The following is a 22089-nucleotide window of genomic DNA, read 5'->3' on the forward strand; positions in this document are numbered from 1 at the left end:
TATGCATGAAAAGGAGCCTGGCGCGGTGATTGCCCTGTGCTAGTACTTATTCATGTGTCTTCCTAATACGAACAGGGATGCCTCGATGCGACAGAATCTGCCCGTAACCCAGCGGGAACGTACCTTTGCTGCTGAAGAACGTCTGATATCCACCACCGATATGGATAGCCGGATCACCTATTGCAACGATGCCTTTGTCGAGATCAGCGGTTTCACGCGTGAAGAGCTGATTGGCCAGCCGCATAACCTCGTTCGTCACCCCGACATGCCACCAGGTGTCTTTGCCCACATGTGGGAAACCATCAAGCAGGGCAAACCCTGGATGGGCATCGTCAAGAATCGCTCGAAGAACGGTGACTACTACTGGGTCAGTGCTTACGTCACCCCGGTCTACGAGGGCGGGCGTATGGTCGGCTACGAGTCGGTACGCTCGCTGCCGACCGAGGCGCAGAAACGCCGTGCGGAGAAGCTCTACGCACGCCTGCGGGCAGGCAAACCACCGGTGCCGAGGCTCGAGTATTGGACGTATGATCTGGTTCGTTCTTGGCCGCTGATCGCAGCATCGCTGCTCATCCTTGCGTCGCACTGGTTGCTATCGGGTTGGCCACTGATGGTCTTCATCATCCTGACCTTGTTTGCATTGGGTTCCTACCAGTTGTATCGCACTCGCCAGCTTATTCGCGGAACCCTGGCAGAACACCCGAAAGCCTTCACCAGTGCTCTGGTCGCGCTGACCTACAGCGACAACCGTGGCGCCCAGGCACTGCTGGACATGGCGATGATCAGTGAGGAGGCGCGCTTGCAAACGGCGCTGACACGACTGGAAGACGCAGGGGTAAACGTCAAGAAGCGGGCTTCTCAGTCAGCCGAACTCTCGCGTTCCAGCTCCGAGTTGCTGGATCAGCAACGTGCTGAAACCGACCAGTCGGCGACCGCGATTAACGAGATGGCCGCGACGATTCAGGAGGTTGCGCACAACGTACAGAACACCTCGCATGCTGCCGAGGAGGCAGATCGCCTGGCGCGCAATGGGCGTGATCTGGCCGTCGGCAGTCTCGACTCGATGCGCCAGATGGCCAAGGCGGTGACCGATATCGGTCAGGCAGTCAACGAGCTGGCCGAGTCCACGCAATCGATCGGCAGCGTCGCCGATGTGATCACCTCGATTGCCGAGCAGACCAACCTGCTGGCGCTGAATGCGGCGATCGAGGCAGCCAGGGCAGGGGAGCAGGGACGAGGTTTCGCCGTGGTTGCCGATGAGGTTCGCTCTCTGGCGTCGCGTACTCGCCAATCTACCGAGCAGATTCACCAGATCATCGCCGACTTGCGTGCTGGCGCTGAACGAGCGGTGGTGACTGCCGGCAAGGGCGAAGAGATTTCCCGTGGCAGCGTCGACAGTGTGGAGTCGGTGCGTGATGCCCTGGAAGGCATCAGCTCAGCCGTCACCCGCATTACCGGTATGAGCCAGCAAATGGCCGCGGCAGCCGAAGAGCAGAGTCATGTTGCCGAAGATATCAGCCGGCAGATAACACGTATCGCTCAGCTCTCCGACAATAGTGCCGGTCAGGCCCACCAGGGGGTTGAGATCAGTCGCGAACTGGAAGAGATGGCCGACTACCTGCACAGTCTGGCCGAGCGCTTCAATCGCTGACCACTCAGGTGGATGCGTAGCCTGGGTTGCAGTCGGGCTACGCCGCAGCTGCCGTTCATGGCACACTGCGCGACATGCCTCGTCCGACCTGTTCGCGCTGCCAGCGCCCCCTCAGCCATTGCCTCTGCCCGCTGATTCCCGACCTCGATAGCCGTACCCGGGTGCTTATCCTGCAGCACCCGAGTGAGGTCGGGCATGCGCTCAATACTGCTCGGCTTGCGGCGCTGGGACTGCACAATGCCGACTTGCACGTGGGTGAGGTCTTCGATGATCTGCCTGCGTTGTTGGCGCAGCCCGGTTATCGGGCCTGCCTGTTGTTTCCTGGTGAAGATGCTGTGGCGTTGACGAGCTATGGGCCGAGCGATGAGCCGCTGCTGCTGGTAGTGCCCGACGGCACCTGGCGCAAGGCCCGCAAGCTGCTGCATCTCAATCCACTGTTGGCAGCGCTACCAAGGGTCAGCCTGAGCACGGTTGCAGTGTCGCGCTATCGTCTGCGCAAGGCGCCAGGAGAAGGCGCGTTATCGACCATAGAAGCGATCGTCGCGGCGTTGGATGCGCTGGAGGCGCCGCAGCGTTTTGACGCGCTGCTCAAGCCCTTCGACGCGTTGATCGAGGGGCAGATCGCGGCGATGGGGCAAGAGGTTTTCACCCGCAATCACCTGCGTTAGCTGGCGCCGCCCCCGTAGCCCGGATGCAATCCGGGGGCGTTTCAGGGTGTGCAGATCATCCCCGGATTTCACCCGCGCTACGTCTATTGCTGCGGCGCACTCAGCGTTCGCGCATGGCTTCCGAGCGGGCTTTGAGCACGGGTTTTAGCAGGTAGGCCAGCACGCTTTTCTCGCCGGTGATGATGTCCACAGTCGCGACCATGCCGGGGATGATCAACAGTGGATTTTCCTCGCTGCCCAGGTGGCTTTTCTCCGTGCGCACCTGGATCAGATAGAAGCTGTTGCCTTCTTCGTCGGTGATGGTGTCGGCGCTGATCAGCTCCAGGTTGGCCTTCAGTCCGCCGTAGATGGTGTAGTCGTAGGCGGTGAACTTGACCATGGCCTTCTGCCCCGGATGAAGGAAGGCGACATCCTGCGGGCGTACTTTGGCCTCGATCAGCAGGCTGTCGTCCAGTGGCACGATCTCCAGCATGTCGCTGCCGGGCTGGACCACTCCGCCAATGGTGTTGACCTTGAGCTGCTTGATCACGCCGCGCACCGGCGAGGTCACGGTGGTGCGGGTGACCTTGTCCTGAATCGCCACGCTAGTGGCGTTGATCTTCTGCAGCTCGGTGCGCACTTCGTTGAGCTCCTTGAAGGCTTCGGCGCGGAAGGCCAGCTGTGATTCCTGCATCTTGCTCTTGATCTCCGCCATCGCCGCTTCGGCGCGTGGAATGGCCAGGTTGGTCGCTTCCAGCGCGCCGCGTTGTTCCACCAGACTGCGGCGCAGGCGCAGCACTTCCACTTGCGAGATGGCCCCGGAGGCCACCAGCGGCTGTGACATGTTCAGCTCCTGCTGCAGCAGGCCCAGGCTGGAGCGGTACTGCTGCGCCTTGGAGCGGAACTCGGCCAGCTCCTGTTCCTTCTGCCGGTATTGTTCGCCCAGCGTGCGCTGCTCGCTCTCCAGGCGTTGCTGGCGTGAGCGATACAGCGCCAGTTCATCCTCGGCCAGTTGCGGGGCGTCGCGGGTGACTTCTTCGGGCAAGGCAGGCGCGCGGCCCTCGGCTTCGGCGGTCAGGCGCTCGACGCGTGCGATCAGGGCCAGTCGGTCGGCTTCGGTTTCACCCTGATTGGAGAGAAAGCGGGTGTCATCCAGGCGCAGCAGGGTATCGCCCTTGTCCACCACCTGGCCTTCGCGCACGAATATCTCGCTGACGATGCCGCCCTCCAGGTTCTGGATCACCTGCACCTTGCTCGAGGGAATGGCCTTGCCTTCGCCGGTGGTGACTTCCTCCAGTACGGCGAAGTGCGCCCAGACCAGCGCCGCCAGCAGGCAGGCACAGACTGCCCACACGGTGATGCGGGTCAGCCAGGGTGAGTCTTCGAGAATGGCGCCCTCGACCTCCGGCATGAATTCGGTGTCCTGGCGTTTGTCGCGCAGGCTGCCGAGGTAGCCGCCGAGATTCTGCGTCGCTTGCATGCTCCGTCGCTCCTACAGGCTGGCCGGGCCAACACGGCCCTTGCGCAGGGCTTCGATCACCGACTCTTTCGGCCCGTCGGCGACAACGCGGCCGTTGTCCAGTACGGCCAGGCGTTCGACCAGGCTGAGCATGGAGGCGCGGTGGGTGATGAGGATCAGCGTCTTGCCTTGCACCCATTTGTGCAGGCGTTGACGCAGCAGGTCTTCGCTGGTGTTGTCCATGGCGCTGGTAGGCTCGTCCAGCACCAGAATCGGCGGGTCGAGCAGCAGGGCACGTGCCAGCAGGACGGCCTGGCGTTGGCCACCGGAGAGCAGTTGGCCACGCTCGCCTACCGGCCGGTCGAAGCCTTGAGGGTGCTGCCGGGCCAGGTCGACCACACCGGTCAGCTCGGCGACTTCGAGCATGCGCGAATCGTCGATGTATCGTGCGCCCAGGGTCAGGTTGTCACGCAGGCTGCCAGCCAGCAGCGGCAGATCATGGGAGACGTAGCCGATCTGATGGCGCAGGTCGGCGACATCCAGTTGCCGCAGGTCGAGGTTGTCGAGAAGAATCTGGCCGTCATCCGCGTTGTAGAAAGCCATCAGCAGGCGCGCCAGGGTGCTCTTGCCCGAACCGCTGCGACCGATGATGCCGAGGCGCTCACCAGCCCCCAGACGCAGGCTGACGCTGTTCAGCGCCGGAGCACTTTGCCCGGGATAGGTGAAGCTGATCTGGCGTAGTTCCAGAGCGCCCTTGAGCTGGGTGCGATCCAGCGGGCGCTGCTTTTCCTGACGTTCCTGGGGCAGGGCCATCAGCGCGTCGGTACTGGTCATGGTCAGGCGCGCCTGCTGATAGCGGGTGATCAACCCGGCGATTTGCCCCAGAGGCGCGAGGATGCGACTGCCCAGCATGTAGCAGGCCACCAGCGCACCGACGCTGAGATTGCCGGCGATGATCAGATAGACGCCGCCGACTATGGTGCTCATGCCGGCGAACTGCTGCAGGAACAGGGTGCCGTTGGTGGCCAGCGAAGCGAGGAACTTGGCGTGGCCGTCCAGGCGGGTCAGGGCGCCGTGGGTCTGTTCCCACTGGTGTTGGCGTTCGCTCTCGGCGCTGCAGGCCTTGAGCATCTCCAGGCCGCCCAGGGTTTCGATCAACAAGGCCTGGCGCTGCGAGCCCAGTTGCAGGCTCTTTTGTACGGTATCGCGCAGGCGCGCCTGGATGATGAAGGCGAATAGCGCGGTCAGCGGAAATGCCAGCAGTGGGATGAATACCAACGGGCCACCGATCAGGCCGATCACCAGCAGCATCAACAGTGAGAAGGGCAGGTCGATCAGACTGGTCAGGGTCACGGCGGTGAGGAAATCGCGCAGCCCCTGGAAGTCATGGATGCTCTGAGCGAAGCCGCCCACGCTGGCCGGTCTGGCTTTCATCGACATGCCGGTGATGCGCTCGAACAGCGTGGCCGAGAGCACCACGTCGGTCTTCTTGCCGGCTGTATCGAGCAGGTGCGCACGTAATACCTTGAGCAGCAGTTCGAAGCCGGTACCGATCAGCAAGCCAATGGCCAGGACCCAGAGGGTCGCGGTGGCCTGGTTGGGCACCACGCGATCGTAGGTCTGCATGACGAACAGCGGCACCATGAGGCCGAGCAGGTTGATCAGCAGACTGGCCAGCACGGCGTCGGTGTACAGCCAGCGCGAGAGCTTCAGCGTGTCGCGGAACCAGGCTTCTATACGCGGCACCAGCGGTGTGCGAGCTTCTTCCAGCTCATGTCGCGGGCGGGCGAAGAAGGCCTGGCCGCTGTACTCGGCGGCCAGTTGCTCGCGGCTGACCCATTGTTCGCCGCCGTCGGTTTCGCACGGCAAGATCTGTGCCTGTTGCTTGGGGCCCCATTGGCGCAGCACGGCGCTGCGCCCGTTCTTCAGTAGCAGCAACACCGGCAGGCTCAGCGGGGAAATACTTGCGAGATCGCGCTGCAGCAGCCGCCCTTGCAGGCCGGCCCGTGCCGCGGCACGCGGCAGCAGGTCGGCGCTCAGGCGCTGGGCCGGCAAAGGCAGGCCCGCACTCAATGTGCCGCGGCTGACCGAGCAGCCATGCAGCTTGCAGAGAATCAGCAAGCCATCGAGCAATGGATCGTCGTGGCTGAGCCGCGGATCACTGGCCGGTCCTGGCCGTTCCATGGTTGTCATGTACTACTCCTGCCGATACGGCTTACTTCATTTCTGGCAGGCGCGCCTCGCTCTTCACCTCGGTGAGGGCTACCGCTTCCGCCGGGACCACGACCTGCTGCTGACGCAGAAGATCACCCATCGCTGCAACCACGCGGTACATCGAGAACTCTTCGCCGTAGCGAACCTCCGTGTAGCGGCGGTTGGCGGTGAACAGTTCATTCTCGCTGTCGAGCAGATCGAGCAGGGTGCGTTGCCCCAGGCTGAACTGCTGTTGGTAGGCTTCGCGAACGCGGGCGGTGTAGTCCGCGTAGTCCCTCGCCTTGGGCGTTTGCACACGCGCGTTTTCCATGGCATTCCAGGCCAGCGAAAGGTTCTCGTTGAGCACTCGCAGTGCGTTGTTGCGAATGTCCATGGACTCGTTGATCTGGTGTGCGGCCGATTGCAGGCGAGCCTTGTCACGCATGCCGTTGAACAGGTTGTAGTTCATCACCACGGCGGCTCGCCAGGTGCTGTAATGGCCTTCGTCACCCTGCACGTTGTCGTCGGCCGAGGTGGCCAGTTCTGCGTCGAAGCGCGGGTAGAACGGCGATTTGGCGACTTCGTACTGCTTCTCGGCGGCCTGTACGTCGGCTTGTGCCGATTTCAGGAAGGGGTTGTTGTCCATCACCGTTTGCCGGGCTGCGAGCAGGTCCTCCGGCATGTTGCCCTTGATCGTGGCAGGGGATTCGAGCTGGTCCGGCAGGCGGCCGACCGCGCTGAAGAAGTTGGCTTCGGCATCGGCCAGGTTGACCTCCTCGGTGTAGAGGTTGTTTTGCGCCAGTGCCAGGCGGGCCTCGGACTGGTCGAGGTCGGCGGTGCTGCCGACACCCTGACGGCTGCGCAAGCCAATCTGGTCATTGATGCGCGTGTGTGCCTGCAGGTTGTTGCGTGCCAGGGTGACCATCTCGCGACGCATCAATACATCCAGATAGACCTCGACGGTGCGCAGGGCAAGGCTCTCGGAGGTGCCCAGCAAGCGATAGGCGCGGGAGTTGACCACGGCCTCGGTGCGGGCGACTTCGTTGGGCGTGTTGAAACCATCGAACAGCATCTGCCGCAGGCGCAGCTCTGCGTTGCGATAGTTGAGGGTTTCCGTGTTGTGGTCGCCCAGGGCGCGGGTGCTAGGGCTGTCGGTGTTTTGCCGACCGTACCCGACCAGCAGGTCGACCGTGGGCAGATAACCGCCTTTGGCGAATTTCACATCTTCATCCGATGCAAGGCGGCTGTTGGCTGCGGCATGAATTTCCGGATGGTTGTCCAGCGTGCTCTGGATTGCCTCCGTGAGGTTCATGGCGTTTGCCTGACTGCAGACCGTCGCCAAAAGCATGGCGCTCCATAGCGGGGATAGGGTGCGCATTGGCGTTTCTCCTTACTGAAGTTCTTATCCTGTCGCCATAAAAATGGCGTTTTTGCCTGTCAAACCGTTTCAGGCTTGTAACATCAGAGCTAAGAACAACTTTCGGAGGACCTAAGATGATTTTTTCACAACCCCTATTCGGAAAAAATCTTATGAAGTCTGCGAAAAGCAGCACATTGTTTGAAGGCGTTAACTGCGTAAGTGCTCGATTTTCGTGGCTTGCGCAGTTGTAGTGGGCAGTCAGGCATCAAAATCGGGGATTAATCTGATGGAGTAGTTCGACGCATGCTGTGGTGACATTTTTTTGTCAGTAGCGTTTTCGGGATTTTGCGCCGTTCCATTTCAATCAGCAGTCAGGGTTCTTTCCTCGACTTCGAAAAGGTGTTCTGACCCTTTCGGTAGGTACGTGTCGGCGGTGGTCGGCAGCTGTAGTGAGGATGGAATCATGGCTACTCTTATTGGTGTCGTCAGTCAGGTTGTCGGCGAGGTTTTCGCGGTAGCGAGCGATGGATCGCGCCGGCCTGTTAGCGAGGGCGACCGGGTTTACGCGGGTGAGCAACTGCTCACCGGTGCGACTGGTGCGGTTGCGGTGTCCATGACCAACGGCCAGCAACTGACCCTTGGTCGCGACAGCAGTATCACTCTCGATGCACAGATGCTTGCGTACCGGGGTGAAACCCAGGCACCGGTGGTCGAGGCGCCACAGCCTCCCACCGACGATGACCTGACCGACGTCGAGCGCTTGCAGGCCGCCATCGAGGCTGGCGACGACCCGACCCTGCAGGGCGAAGCGACCGCAGCAGGCCCTGGCGCCGGTGCGGGTGGCGCTGGTGGTGCCGGCGGTGGCAACTCGTTCGTGCTGCTGAGCGAAGTGGGTGGCGCCCTCGATCCGATCATTGGTTTTCCGACCGAAGGCCTGCCAGGCGGGCCTGAGTTTCCCGAGGCTGAGCCGCTGGCGCTGGACGATCCCGAAGTCGATGGCATCCCGACTGGCGGCACCGCGTTCAACGCGGTGGATGAGGAAGGCCTGCTTGATGGCATCGTCGGTGGCGTGAACGACCTCGATGGAGAGGCGACCGAGGTGACCGGCGTATTGGGCTACAACTTTGGCCCAGATGGCCCCGGGACCTTCACCTGGTCCACTGCCGGGCTGGCGGCCATGGGCATCAGCTCAGGTGGCACGCTGCTCACTTATGAGGTGAGCGCCGATGGCCTGACCCTCACCGCCTATGCCGGTGAAACGGTGGTCTTCGTTGCCCAAGTCACCGACCTGGCGACTGGTGCTTATGAGTTCAAATTGCTGGCGACGCTGGATCACGCCGCACCAGAAGGCGGCGGCAGCGATGAGAACGACATTCTCTACCAGTTCAACTACACCATCACCGATGGCAACGGCACCCCGGCCACCGGTAGCCTGAGCATTCTGGTCGATGACGACAGCCCGGTTGCGATGCTCTCGCTCAATGAGCAATCCGATGGGGTGTCACATGACGAAACCGCAGGCCTGCAGGACAGCGATAGGGATTTGGACGAATTGCCGGAGGCCTTTCACGCTGGGCTAGGTACTCCGATCGGCTGGTCGCAAAGTGCAGAAGCTGTGGTTAGCACGGCAGGTAGCAGCTACGGCGCAGACAATCACGCCGCAGCCACCACCGTCATCAGTCTGACCATCACCGGTGGTGATGGAACCTATTCTGGGCTCACCACGACGCTTGGCGAGAGCATCTACCTGTTCAAGGAAGGAGACCTGATCGTCGGTCGTGTGGGCGGCGCTGACGGCGATGCCGCATTCGCGGTGATGATCGACCCAGACAACGGAGTGCTCAGCCTGGCCCAGTACCTGTCGCTGCATCATCCGATTGGTGGTGACAGCCATGACGAGGCGATCAGCCTGCTGTTCGAAGGCGAGGAGGGTGAGTCGGTCAACCTGATCCAGGCCGTGGTGACGGTCACCGACAGTGACGGCGATGTGGCCGTCAGCGAAGGCGTTGGCGTCGGGCAGCTGATTCAGTTCGAAGACGACGGCCCGCGGATTCTCTGCTTCGAGCTGGAGCGCGTAAAAATCGTCGCCGACGAGTCGGTTGGCCTGGGTGGGTCATTGAAAGATGAGTTTGGCGGTCACGCCTGGCCTATGGACGAGTGGGGCCAGGGCGCTGGTGTCATCGGCCACGCCGAGGTCAAGGGCGAGGACCTGTTCCGTCTGCATGTCGATGGCGGCGCGGATGGTGAGGACACCAGCAAGCGCACCTTCGAGTTCGTTTACACGGAAGGTGCTTTCTCTGGGCTGAGTGCCACCGATGGCGGAAAGATCTATCTGTTTGCCGGCGATGATGGCGATGTAATTGGTAAGGACAGCGATGGGCAGCCGGTTTTCCGCATCAGCATCAATGAGGAAACCGGTGATGTCGATCTTTGGCAGTACGAGGCGATCAACCATCGATACGACTACAACGATCACGATGCGCTGAAGACGCTGGCCAAGAACGTCCTGGGTGTGAAGGTCACTGTGTACGACGGTGATGGCGACAGTACCAGTGAAACCGTCGATCTGGGCAAGGTGGTCGGCTTCGAGGACGACGGCCCGAAAGTCACCTGCTTCGAACTGCAGAAATGGGTCAAGGTGGTAGCCGACGAGTCGGTTGGCCTTGGCGGCTCGTTGAAAGATGAGTTTGGTGGCCACGCATGGCCGGCGGATGAGTCTGGCCAGCCGAGCAATGTGATCGGCTATGCCAAGGTCAAAGGCGAGGACCTGTTCAAACTACAGGTCGATGCTGGCTCCGATGGTGAGAACACCAGCAAGCGCAGCTTCGAGTTCAGCTTCAGCAACGGCGCCTGGTCCGGGCTGTTCGCCACCGATGGCGGCATCATCAGACTGTATGCCGACGGTGATGATGTGGTCGGTCGTGACGCTTCCGGTGACGATGTGTTCCGCATCCGTATCGACGAGCAAAGCGGTGATATTCAGCTGTGGCAATACGAGGCCATCAACCACGGTAACGATGGCAATGACCATGACAGCCTGCTCACGCTGAAGTCAGGCGCGTTGGGCGTGAAGGTGACTGTCTATGACAACGACGGCGACTATGATCGCTCGGATCGCGTAGACCTGGGCAAGGTGATCGGCTTTGAAGACGACGGCCCGAAAGTCACCTGCTTCGAACTTCAGAGATGGGTCAAGGTGGTAGCCGACGAGTCGGTTGGCCTTGGTGGCTCTTTGAAAGATGAGCTTGGTGGCCACGCATGGCCAGCGGATGAATGGGGACAGGGGCCTGACGTGATCGGCTATGCCGAGGTCAAGGGCGCAGACCTGTTCAAACTGCAGGTCGATGCCGGCTCCGATGGTGAGAACACCAGCAAGCGCAGCTTCGAATTCAGTTTCAGCAGTGGTGCACTATCTGGGCTGTCCGCCACCGATGGCGGCATCATCAAGCTGTATGCCGACGGTGATGATGTGATTGGCCGTGATGCGGACGATAATGTGGTGTTCCGCATCCGTATCGACGAGCAGAGTGGCGATATCCAGCTCTGGCAATACGAGGCCATCAACCACGGTAACGATGGCAATGACCATGACAGCCTGCTCACGCTGAAGTCAGGCGCGTTGGGCGTGAAGGTCACGGTCTACGACAACGACGGGGACTATGACCGTTCAGACCGTATCGACCTGGGCAAGGTGATCGGTTTCGAAGACGACGGCCCGAAGGTTACCCGGTTCGAGCTGCAGAAATGGGTCAAGGTGGTGGTCGATGAGTCGGTCGGCACTGATGGTTCGAACAAGGATGAGAACGGCTATGCAAGCCCAGACGATGAGACTGATCAGCCCAGTGGTGTGATTGGTTATGCCGAGGTCAAGGGTGAAGACCTGTTCAAACTGCAGGTCGATGCGGGCTCCGATGGTGAGAACACCAGTAAGCGCAGCTTCGAGTTCAGCTTCAGCAATGGCGCCTGGTCCGGGCTGTTCGCCACCGATGGCGGCATCATCAAACTGTATGCCGACGGTGATGATGTGATTGGCCGTGATGCGGACGATAATGTGGTGTTCCGCATCCGTATCGACGAGCAAAGCGGTGATATCCAGCTGTGGCAATACGAGGCTATCCACCACGGTAACGATGGCAATGACCATGACAGCCTGCTCACGCTGAAGTCAGGCGTATTGGGCGTAAAAGTCACGGTCTATGACAACGACGGTGACCATGACCGTTCGAGCACGATCGACCTGGGCAAGGTGATCGGCTTCGAGGATGACGGCCCTGCCGTGGACGGCTATAGCACCGTGCGTGTGGACGAGGACGGTGCTGCGGTGCATGGTGCATTGCAACTGCCTGATGCAAACGCTGGCGGCGTGGACGATTCCGATTATGGTGTCGCCGATACCGGCAGCCTGGGCATCGATGCGGGCTCCGATGGGCTGAAGAGCCTGAGTTTCAACGAAGGCGTGGCCAAGACCGTTTCCGGGCAGACGGTCACTTCCGATGACCATGTGGTGATGCTGGACTGGCAACCCGGCGCAGGTGGCGAGGGTGGCACGCTCGAAGGCTATTACATGACGGACGCTGGCAAGGTCACCGTGTTTACCTTGCAGGTTGCGGCCAACAATCAGGATTACACCTTCAGCTTGCAAGCGCCGCTGGATCACAAGTTTGCGGGCACCGAGGACGAGCTGCTTCTCAAGCTGGGCTTCACCGTCAAGGATGGCGACAACGATGTCGCCAGCGGCATGGTGAAAGTGGTGGTCGATGACGACACACCGATACTTGGCAACGCAACTCCAGAGCACTGCCTGACGCTGACCTACAAGGGCGGCGACGCCTCCTTCGTCAACAGCTATGGCTACTACATCAAAGGTGAGGATGGTACGCCGCTCAGCGGCAAGGTTATCTGGGCCGATACCACCGGCCTGACTGACGGTGACTCGGTGACCCTGATGGGCCTCGATCCCAGTCAGGTCGGTTTCTTCATCATCCCTGATGGTGCGGCGAATGCCATCGCTGATGGCACTGAGGTGACCTTCCAACTGGTCGAAGGCCAGTGGCAGGCGTTCGTGGGGGATACCGCGCTTACCGGTGCGGGGGGAGCCGATATCGTATTCAGCGATGCCACGCTCAATCCGAATGACAAGCCGCACGTCGAGGACAATGGCGCTCCAGGCAACCAGAACTGGGAAGACATCAACGCAGGCGGTGACAACGACTACAACGACGTCAACATCCAGGCCACCTGGACCGTCAAAGCGCCGGTTGGCGGTACGGTGCATGAAGACAAGCTGGAAAACCCGCATCAGGGCAATCCGGAAACCGATCAGCGCTTGGTGGTCAGCACCGATAACGGAGCCGGCAGCCTGACCTCGCTGGTGGCCTTCGGCGCCGATGGTCTGGGCAGTTTCGGCCTGGTCGACACCGGCACTGCGGCCGATATGCTGAACGATCAGGGGCTGATCTCGGGTGGCCAGCCGCTGGTGTATGTCGTCAGTGAGCAGGTCGTCGATGGCGAGCTGGTCAGCACCACGCTGACCGCGACGGCGGCCGGTGGCTATGAGGTCTTCACCCTGGTGGTCGAGGCCAATGGTGACTTCACCTTCACCCTGCAGGGCCCCTTGGACCACCCGCAGGCGGATGGCAATGATGGCGAACTCTGGGCCGATGGGGCTTTTACCGGCATCGATTTCACCACGCTGCTGACCGCGACCGATGGCGATGGCGATCCGCTGCAGATGCCGGCCGGCAGCAAAGGCCTGTTCGTGATCAACGTCGAGGACGATGTGCCGACGCTGTGCGTGGATGTCGAGCTGCAGGCCCTGGCGCAGTTGCAGGCTTCACTGGACGAGACTCGTGGCGACGTTGATCGTTACGCTGCCAAGGACGACAGCGAAACCTACAGCAACGATGATGCTCCGCCTGCCTTGGCGCAGTTCACCACCAAGGTGACCGGTGGCCTGGCTGCGCTGTTCAGCATGACCGCCAGCGCTGGCGCTGATGGCGCCCAATCGCAGAGTGGGGTGCTGAGCTTTGCCGGTATTCCTTCAGGCGGTTTGTCCACCAATCTGCTGGCAACCGAAGGCGGTGCGATCAAGCTGATCGTCGACCCTGAGCACAGCTCGGTCATCCTGGGTGTCGATACGACGGGCAATACGGTCTTGAGCATCGCCATAGTCACGGTCGACGACCTACCCCAGCTGCAGACCACCTTGTTCGAGGCGCTCAGGCATGGTGAAAACGACCAACACTTCGACGAAGCGGTGGATCTGCTGACCCGCGATGGTTCGCTCAAGTTGCAGTATCAGGTGACTCTGGTCGATGGCGACGGCGACGGCGTGACCAAGTCTGCGCAGGTCGAGTTGGCCGGTAGCCAGGGCTCCTACTTCTCGTTCCAGGATGACGGTCCGCAGATCGACAAGTTCCAGCTGCTTGATGGCGTAAAACTGTACGTCGACGAGTCCTTCGGTATCGACGGTTCCAGCGAAAATGAGCCAGGGCATGTCGCTCCGGATGACGAACCGAGTGGCAGCACGCTGTTGGGCTATGCACAGATCGAAGGCAAGAACCTGTTCGCGCTGCAGGCGGACGGTGGTGCGGACGGCCTGGATACCAGCCGTACCAAGTTCGCACTGACGCTGGCCAGTGAAGGTGTCGACTCCGGCCTGGATGCTACCGCCGGTGGCGACATCCGGCTTTACACGGACGCTGACGGCAACATCCTCGGCAAGGTTGGCAATGAGACCATCTTCAAGGTCACAGTCAACAGTGCCGACGGCACCATAACTCTGGAGCAGCTGCAGGCGATCAACCACAGCAACACTGGCAGTCATGACGAGCTGGCATTGATTCGTGACGGAGTGTTGAAGCTGGCGGTTACCGTCTACGACAATGACGGTGATGCGCTAAGCAAAGACCTGGACCTGGGCAAGGTGATCGGCTTCGAAGACGACGGTCCCAGCGTGGTGGATCCTGATTGCGCCGAGTTTGTAGAGACCAGTGGTTATGTCACGCGCGGGCTTATCGAGGCTGACTACGGCAGCGATGGCGGCGGTTTCGACCTTTTGGCGAATGATGGCAAGGAAATCGGTGGTCTCTATTACTCGGTGGTCAAGGTAGGCGGCGTTACCACGCTGACCGCGACGGTCGACGATGCTGATGGAGAGACCTTCTTCACCCTGACGGTGTACGACACCCTCCAGGCAGACGGTGACGGTGGCAGCTACAACTACGTGCTGGAGGTCTTCAACGCGCGTCCGACCAGCACCGCTGACTTCGATCTCAAGGCAATTGACGCAGGCTCCCCTGAGCTGTCGTTCGACGTAGCGAGTGGAGAAGGTCTATCGGTCATCTTGACCGGCAGCGGACTGGTCAATCCTTCGAACAAAGGTGTCGGTGTAGGGGGAAACAACCTGATCGAGGAGACCGAAGAGCTGTACATGACGTTCAGCGACACGGTTTATTCGGCTGAAGTGGATGTGCAGAAGCTTTCTTCCGGCGACAAACTGTACTGGGAGGCTCACGACAGTGGCGGCAACCTGGTTGCGTCCGGTACTTACGAGGGGCAGGGCTCGGAAAACTCCCTGTTCAGTTTCAACCTGGCCAATTCGGTCTTCACCAACGGCACTACGGCAGATGATCTGTTACAGGGCTTCACCAAGCTGACCTTTGGCTCGGTCAGCGGGGACTACCGTATTCAGGAAATCACCTTGCAGCAGCAGTCGCTGCCGCCAGATCTGAACCTGTCCTTCCAGATCGATGTTGTCGATGGGGATAACGACCGGATCAGCACCCAACTCGATGTCTGCTTCGCCGATGGCGTGCCGACCGGAGGCTATGCATTCGACCTTGTCGACGAGGAAGGCCTGGCAGGTGGTATCCCCGGAGGTGTCGAGGATGAGCCGGGTGAGGCCACGACGGTCACCGGCAGTCTCGGTTATGACTATGGCTCCGATGGCTTTGGTAGTTTCACCTGGCTTGAAGCGGGCTTGCCCGACGATCTCACATCGGGTGGTCAGGAGATCGAATATGTGGTCAGCGGTAATGGCCTGGTATTGACCGCGCAGATTGAAGGCAGTGGACAACCGGTGTTCACCGTGACGCTGACCAACTCGGCGACAGGTGCCTTCAAGTTCCAGTTGCATGCGCCACTGGATCACCCAGAACCACAATCAGGCAGTGTGGAAAACAACCTGGACTTTCAGTTCAACTACCAAATGGTCGACGGCAATGGCTCGACAGCACAGGGCAGGCTGGACATCTCCGTGGACGACGACTCGCCCTTGGCGCAGAACATTGCGCAGAGCCGCGAGGCCTCGGGTGATGTCAACACCAACCTGCTGATCGTGCTCGATGTGTCCGGTAGCATGAACGAATCAGCTGACTTCGGCGGGCTGTCGCGTCTGGAAGCATCGAAGTTGGCCGTGCTCGAACTGCTGGAGCAGTACGAAGCGATGGGTGACGTGAAGGTGAGATTGGTGACCTTCGCCAATGGCGCCTCTGCGATCGGTAATGTCTGGATGACGGTGGACGCAGCCAAGGCGGCTGTTATTGGCATCCCGGAATCGCCCAGCAATGCCTACACCAACTACGATGCAGCGCTGGACAAGGCGATGGAGGCCTGGGCTTCGACTGGCAAGTTGACGGTTGCCAATAATCCGGACGAGTCGCTGCAGAATGTCTCGTATTTCCTGTCCGACGGTGAGCCGAATCGGCCCAATAACAGCCCAGGTATCAACAGCAGCGAGGAGACTGAGTGGATCAACTTCCTCAATAGCCAGAAGATCCAGTCCTACGCATTGGGTGTGGGGCCGGCGGCGGACGTCAACGACAACCAGCCTGGCAATTTCAGCAACAACGACGAGCTTGACCCTATTGCCTACGATGGCTCATCTGGCAGCAACACCAACGCCATTGCGGTGGACAGTTTTGCCGATCTGGAGGATGTTCTGGTCCAGACCGCTCAGGCGACACCGATCAGCGGCAACCTGACCGACGGCGTCAACGGCTTCGGTGCCGATGGTGGGCGAGTCAAGTCGGTGATCATCAACGGTGTGACTTACACCTATAACCCCGGCCTCAATCCGACCATCACGGGTAGCAACGGCAGTTCGGTCAGTGGCATTACCCTGGCCTTAACTCTGGCGGCGGGCGCTACGTTCGAAATCAACATGGCCACCGGTGCCTACCAATATGTGTCACCGGCCAATGTGGGGAACGGTGCTAGTCAGCAGGTGGGTTTCGTCCTGATCGACAACGACGGCGATCAGAGTGGTCTGGCGAACCTGACCATCACGGTCGATCCGGCGGATGGGCCGATGGTTGCGCGTGATGATTATGTGGTCGCGCGTAGTAACGGCTTCGATATCCCTGACTGGGCCTTGCTGGCCAATGACAGTGGGCCAAACAGTACGATCCAGGCGATCGCCAGTATCGTCTCGACTGCTGGTATGTCGGCAAGTCATCCTTCGGGAGCGACTTCCGTATTGGTGTCATCCGCTGATGCTGGAAACTCGTTCGTTTACCGCAACGAGGCAAGTGGCCAGAGTGAAAATGCCAAGGTCACTATCGCTGCAGTCGATGACAGCGGCTCTCTTGACGGGGGGTACCTCGACGAAATACTCATCGATGGCAACGCTAGCAGTACCATCAATGGCGACAGCGGCGACGATATCCTGATCGGCAACGGTGGCGACGACGTCCTCAATGGTGGTGACGGCAACGACATCCTGGTGGGTGGCACCGGCGGCGATACGCTCAACGGTGGAGCCGGCAATGACACCGCCAGCTATATCGATGCCACCAGCGGCGTCACGATCAGGCTCGATAATTCAGGTGATGCCAGTGGTAGCAGTCGTGTTAGCGGCTGGGCGTCGGGCGATCGGCTGGATAGCATCGAGAACCTGATCGGTTCGAACTTCACCGACACTCTCGTTGGCGGCAACCAGAACAACGTGCTCAGCGGCCTGTTGGGCAACGACACGCTGTACGGTGGCGGCGGTAACGATGTGCTGATCGGTGGGCGTGGTAACGACACCATGAGCGGTGGCGCGGTGGATAACAGCAGTGGTCGAGACACCTTCGTCTGGCAGAACGGCGATACCGGTATCGATACCGTGCTCAATTTCGTGCGTGGCTTCAACCTGGGGAGCAATGGGGATCGCCTGGATCTCTCCGACCTGCTGGTCGGCGAGCACGGCACTACAGGCGATATCGGCAACCTGCTCAACTATCTGCAGATCACCTCCAGTGAGCTGCCCAGTCAGGGAACCTCGGCCTGGGATACGACGATCAAGATCAGTGCCATGGGCACGGGCAACTTCGATAGTCCCGATCAAACCATCGTCTTGCAGGATGTCAACCTGCTGGGTGGCAGTGGCGTGGGGGGATACGGCGTCGGAGGCGATACTGGCAGTGTGGTTCTGGCCATGCTCAACGACGGAACTTTAAATGTAGATACGGTCTGACCTTCGCTTATATGATCGACCCGCTATCGTTCAGATAGCGGGTTTTTTTTGCCCAGGAGAAATAGGCATGGTTTACGTACAGCGTGACGCTGCCGGGCGTTTGCTTCGGGTCGAGCATGAGCCCTTCGAGGGCATGACGGAAAATATCGCAGTTGAAAGCGAGGAACTGCACAACTGGCTGACGGCCAGGGAAGAGGTCAAGGCCCGTCTGGACGGCCTGAAACAGTCTGATCTGGAACTGGTGCGGGTGCTCGAGGACGTGGTCAGCGTACTGGTTGAGCGCGGTGTGATCCGCTACACCGACCTGCCAGAAGCGGCGCGTCAGAAGCTCGACCAGCGTGCCATCGCCCGTGCCGAGATCGAGGGGCTGAGCGGCTTGTTGGGTGACGACGAACACGACTTGGTGTGATATCCGCTGTGCCAGCGCTTGGCAGGAGTGCTGGCAGTGTCGCTACAGTTTGAACGCTTTTTCCTTGTGCAGGTTGGCCGCGCTCATTTGTCGATCCAGGGTGTGGGCGCACCGATCAGGCGGCCCATGGCGCCATGGATGCCCAGCTCCGTCAGCACTGCAAGTTCTCCCTGCGTTTCCACCATCTCGGCGATCAATGGCAGGTCGATGCTGTTGGTCGCGCGGTAGATCGCCTCGATGAAAAGTCGCTTGTCGCTTTCCTGGTCGATGGCGCGGATATAGGTGCCGTCGATTTTCAGATAGGCCAGCCCAAGGTGGGTCAGGTTGCCGATCAGGCTGAAACGGCCGCCAAAGTGCTGCAGTCCAAGATTGAAGCCAAGCTCACGAATATTCTGGCTCAGGGCCTCGAGCTCGACCGGTGGCGGCAGATGATGCTCGTCGATCTCCAGCGTCATCAGGTGTGCCAGCTCGGTGTGGGCCCTTAGTACTTCAAACAGGCGAGCCCTGTCCTTGGCGTTGCGCAGGGTGGCGGCGGACAGGCTCAGTGCCAGCGGTTGGGGATGGCGCTGCAGATGGACCAGGCTATGTTCGAGCATCGCCAGGTCGAAACGGGCGGACCAGCCCAGGCGTTCGATCCAGGGTAGGAAGCGGCCAGCGGTGATGGCCTCGCCCTGCGGGTCGAGCAGGCGGGCGAGCACCTTGTACTGCATCACCGTACCCGATTCGCATTCGGCGACAGGCTGGAAGTAAAGCTGCAGCTTGCCCTGGTTCAATGCGTCGTCGATCCAGCCTCGCCAGTCGTGTAGCCCCTGATTGCTCTGTGTGGTGAAGTCATCCAGACGTTCCCAGCACTTGTCGGCGTGGCTCTGCGCTTGAGCCAGCGCCTGGTCGGCCCGGCCGATGACCGTGGTGACCTGCTCGCCAGGGCGAAAAGCGGCAATGCCCAGGTGTGCGACCGGTTGGCAATCGCTGGCCCCCGTTTGCTTGAGGTTGTGTAGCGCGTCGCTGATCTCGTTTGCCAGGTGGTCGGCATCTTCGCCGCTCAACCCCGGGGCGAGCAGGGTGAACTCTCCACCGCGGTTACGCGATGCCAGCCACTTGCTGCGGCCGTCGGCGTTTTGCAGCGTTCTGAGTTGCTCGCCCAGTGTTTCGATCAAGGCGTCGGTACGCTGTCCGCCCAGACGTTGATTGAGGCCGGCGAGATCATTGACGCGCAACAGCAACAGATAGCCTTCGGCATTCTGCTCGTTGAGCGCCAGTTGATTGTTCAGGCGGATATCGAACTGGCGGCGGTTGGCCAGGCCGGTGAGACTGTCCTGATAGGCCTCCGCGCGCAGTTTCTCGCTGCGCGCCGCTTCTTCGGCGAACAATGTCTTCAACTTGTCGACCATCTGGTTCATGGCCAGTACCACTCGCTTGAGTTCCGGCGTGCGCGGCACCCGTGGCAGGGTGAGGAACTCCCGGCGGGTGATGGCTTGCGCTTGGCGTACCATGTTGTCCAGCGGGCGCAGTTGCGTGCGCAGCAGCCAGCCGCCGAGGATGGCGCTGACCAGGCCGCAGAGCAGTAGCCAGAGCAGGCTGCCGATGGCGCTATCCCACAGCCTGGCCAGGGCGAACTGCGGGTGGCTGAGCACTTCGACCCGTGCCGCCTGTTCCCAGCCACGCATGATCAGAGCGTCGCCGCCCTGGGGTTGCAGGTTAACCAGATCGACGAACCAGCTCGGGACGTTGTCTGGGCGGGCATCGTTGCTGCGCTCGACCACCACTTTGCCTTCGGCGATGTCGACCACGCGGATGCTGGCGAAGTAGCCGCTGTCGAAGATCGAGCTGACCATCAACTCGAGCATGGCCGGGTCGTCGACATGCGGTGCCATCGACAATCCCAGCGCAGTGGCCGCGTCCTGAGCGTGGGAGCGCAGTTGGCTGAGCAGTTGCTCGCGTGACGTCTCGACGCCGGCAATGAAGCTGCCGGTGAAAGCCACCACCAGAAACAGGCAGATGGCCAGGAACAGTTGCTTGAGCAGGGACATGGCTTTCCTCCTAGCCTTCGCCTACGGCGAAGCCTTCGGCACGCATTTTTTTCAGCACGTCTTGCCAGCGCGAGAGCTTCTTCGAGTCGCTCTTGCGCGTCGTCGCGCCAGGCAGGTAGAGGCCCTCGGCATTGAAGGCGTAGACCGGCAACAGGTCCTTGCGCTGGGATGCGGGGCGGATGTCGTTGATCAGGTTATCGAGCACCAGCGGCTCGGCAGTCGGGCTGGCGTAATAGGTCAGCACCATGTGCGCCTGGTTGTAGTTCAGCGCCTTGACGTAGGTGATGCGCAGCTTGTCGCTGGGGATGCCCAGGCGGCGCAGGGTGAAGTACTTGGCCAGTGAATAGTCCTCGCAGTCACCGGCGCCCTTGACCAGCATCTCGATCGGCGTGGCCCAGTAGTCGTTTTCGCGCCACAGCTGGATATCGTCGACGAAGCGGACCTTGCGGTTGAAGAAGCGATTGACCTCATTGAGCTTATCGGCTTCGGTCAGCGCCGCGCTGCTCTTGATCAACTTTTCCCAGTCGAGGATGCGCGCGCGCGCCGGGCCCAGATTGCCGTAGCGGCTTTCGGCGTTCTTGATGATCAGCGCGAAATCCCAGTCGGCCAGAGACAGGCCAGCCAGCAACCCACCGCCAACCCCAAGGATCAGCAGCCGCCACCGCCATCCCTGAACGCGTAGCCGTCGCATGGGGTCGGGTCTCTGGGTCTGATCGATGAAGTCTAGGCGATGAGCTGGCAATCTGCCGGCTGCAGAGCGCTGTCAGCGGGTACGCAGGGTCTTCTGTTTGAGGATGTACAGGCTGACCAGTACCGCACTGGTCAGCATGAAGGCGCGCGCCCAGGGCAGGGGCACCAGATAGCAGGAAAAAGCGATGCTCGCCCACATCAGCAGCAGGGCGTAGACCTTGCCCTTGAGCGGGATGCCCTGGCCTTCGAGATAGTCGCGAATCCACGGGCCGAGGTGCGGGTGAGTGACCAGCCAGATATAGAAGCGCCGCGAGCTGCGCATGAAGCAGGCTGCAGCCAGGAGCAGAAACGGGGTGGTGGGCAGTACCGGCAGGAAGATGCCAATGACGCCCAAGACAACGCTCAGCCAGCCGACTGCCAGCAACAGGTAGCGAACGCTGCGATGGCGGCTGGGCTGAATATCACGGGGCATGGGCGCAGGGACAGCCGGGTTGCCCCGGCTGTAGCCATCAGTGGCGGGGTTTGAGCAGAGCCGGTTTTTCTTCCGGGGCCTGGCACAGCAGGAACAGGGCGGTGAGCAGTTCCGGAATCTGATCGATCATGCTGTCCACCAGATCGCGGTCTCGGGCGATTTCGGCGAATTCCTGTTGCTCGTCGAACAGGCCGGAACCGACCATGATCGGCAGCAGCAGCTCGCTGACTTCATCTTCGGCGTCTTCGAACCACACGGCTTCACGCAGGAACACGCCCTCCATGAAACCGATGCACCAGCCGCGCAGGTCGGAGTCATCCGGGTCATCGCCCAGGTCCAGGTCGCACGGCAGCTCGGGCTCTTCTTCACCGGCCAGTTGGCGGGCGATGTGAGCCTTCAGGTGAACCAGGGTGCTTTCGATCTCTTCGCGCTCGGCGTCACTGCGATAGTGCGGCGGCTCAGCGAACAGCGCATCGATCCACTCGCGCTCGGGCACATGGTCCGGGCAGATCGACAGGGCGGTGAGGTAGCCATGGGCGGCCACATAGTCCAGCGCTTCTTCGTGCAGCTCGTCGGCATCGAGGAAGGCTTGCAGGCGTGACAGTTGCTCAGCGAAGGACATCGTGGGGCTACCTTGAAGGATTAAACGAGGCTGGATTCTAGTCCACGCGGGCCTTTGCGGCCATAGCGGCAAGGCTGCGGCGGCAGAAAAGAGCCGC

10 protein-coding genes and 2 pseudogenes are annotated in these 22089 nt (G+C 60.9%); 5 read left to right on the forward strand and 7 right to left on the reverse strand.

Annotated features, from left to right (window positions below; genetic code table 11):
• Positions 1-160: 160 nt before the first annotated feature.
• The 3 genes and pseudogenes from ACJRW5_RS10775 to ACJRW5_RS10785 all read left to right on the forward strand — a co-directional run.
• Positions 161-364: pseudogene (locus tag ACJRW5_RS10775) on the forward strand (PAS domain-containing protein); the annotation flags it as partial.
• 318 nt (positions 365-682) lie between these two features.
• A pseudogene (locus ACJRW5_RS10780) lies at positions 683-1651 on the forward strand (methyl-accepting chemotaxis protein); the annotation flags it as partial.
• A gap of 74 nt (positions 1652-1725) precedes the next feature.
• Positions 1726-2319: a tRNA-uridine aminocarboxypropyltransferase gene (locus ACJRW5_RS10785; RefSeq protein ID WP_484570507.1), complete on the forward strand. Its 594-nt coding sequence runs from the start codon at positions 1726-1728 to the stop codon at positions 2317-2319.
• A gap of 100 nt (positions 2320-2419) precedes the next feature.
• Here ACJRW5_RS10785 and ACJRW5_RS10790 read toward each other — a convergent pair whose 3' ends face one another.
• The 3 genes from ACJRW5_RS10790 to ACJRW5_RS10800 are packed head-to-tail and all read right to left on the reverse strand — an operon-like array spanning position 2420 to position 7328.
• Positions 2420-3778, reverse strand: a complete 1359-nt coding sequence (locus ACJRW5_RS10790) for an HlyD family type I secretion periplasmic adaptor subunit (RefSeq protein WP_484570508.1) — start codon at positions 3776-3778, stop codon at positions 2420-2422.
• Positions 3779-3790: 12 nt separating this feature from the next.
• Entirely contained in the window at positions 3791-5950 is a 2160-nt protein-coding gene (locus tag ACJRW5_RS10795; protein ID WP_484570509.1) for a type I secretion system permease/ATPase, read from the reverse strand.
• A gap of 22 nt (positions 5951-5972) precedes the next feature.
• Positions 5973-7328: a TolC family outer membrane protein gene (locus ACJRW5_RS10800; protein WP_484570510.1), complete on the reverse strand. Its 1356-nt coding sequence runs from the start codon at positions 7326-7328 to the stop codon at positions 5973-5975.
• Positions 7329-7773: 445 nt separating this feature from the next.
• On the opposite strand from ACJRW5_RS10800, the gene ACJRW5_RS10805 reads away from it, so the two are divergent.
• Together ACJRW5_RS10805 and ACJRW5_RS10810 are read left to right on the forward strand one after the other, a co-directional pair.
• Positions 7774-17769: a retention module-containing protein gene (locus ACJRW5_RS10805; RefSeq protein ID WP_484570511.1), complete on the forward strand. Its 9996-nt coding sequence runs from the start codon at positions 7774-7776 to the stop codon at positions 17767-17769.
• Between the two features lie 67 nt (positions 17770-17836).
• Entirely contained in the window at positions 17837-18178 is a 342-nt protein-coding gene (locus ACJRW5_RS10810) for a tryptophan synthase subunit beta (protein ID WP_484570512.1), read from the forward strand.
• 83 nt (positions 18179-18261) lie between these two features.
• Here ACJRW5_RS10810 and lapD read toward each other — a convergent pair whose 3' ends face one another.
• From lapD to ACJRW5_RS10830, 4 genes are all read right to left on the reverse strand, one after another.
• Positions 18262-20208 carry a cyclic di-GMP receptor LapD gene (gene lapD, locus ACJRW5_RS10815; protein WP_484570513.1) on the reverse strand — a complete coding sequence of 649 codons (1947 nt, stop codon included), beginning with the start codon at positions 20206-20208 and terminating at the stop codon, positions 18262-18264.
• Positions 20209-20218: 10 nt separating this feature from the next.
• Positions 20219-20899: a cysteine protease LapG gene (lapG, locus tag ACJRW5_RS10820; RefSeq protein WP_484570514.1), complete on the reverse strand. Its 681-nt coding sequence runs from the start codon at positions 20897-20899 to the stop codon at positions 20219-20221.
• A 72-nt stretch (positions 20900-20971) separates the two neighbouring features.
• Positions 20972-21370, reverse strand: a complete 399-nt coding sequence (locus tag ACJRW5_RS10825) for a YbaN family protein (protein ID WP_484570515.1) — start codon at positions 21368-21370, stop codon at positions 20972-20974.
• A 37-nt stretch (positions 21371-21407) separates the two neighbouring features.
• Complete coding sequence (locus ACJRW5_RS10830) at positions 21408-21992, reverse strand: UPF0149 family protein (protein ID WP_484570516.1); 585 nt, start codon at positions 21990-21992, stop codon at positions 21408-21410.
• Positions 21993-22089 lie beyond the last annotated feature (97 nt).

The sequence above is a fragment of the Pseudomonas pichavaramensis genome, from assembly GCF_050473265.1.
GTDB lineage: Bacteria > Pseudomonadota > Gammaproteobacteria > Pseudomonadales > Pseudomonadaceae > Aquipseudomonas.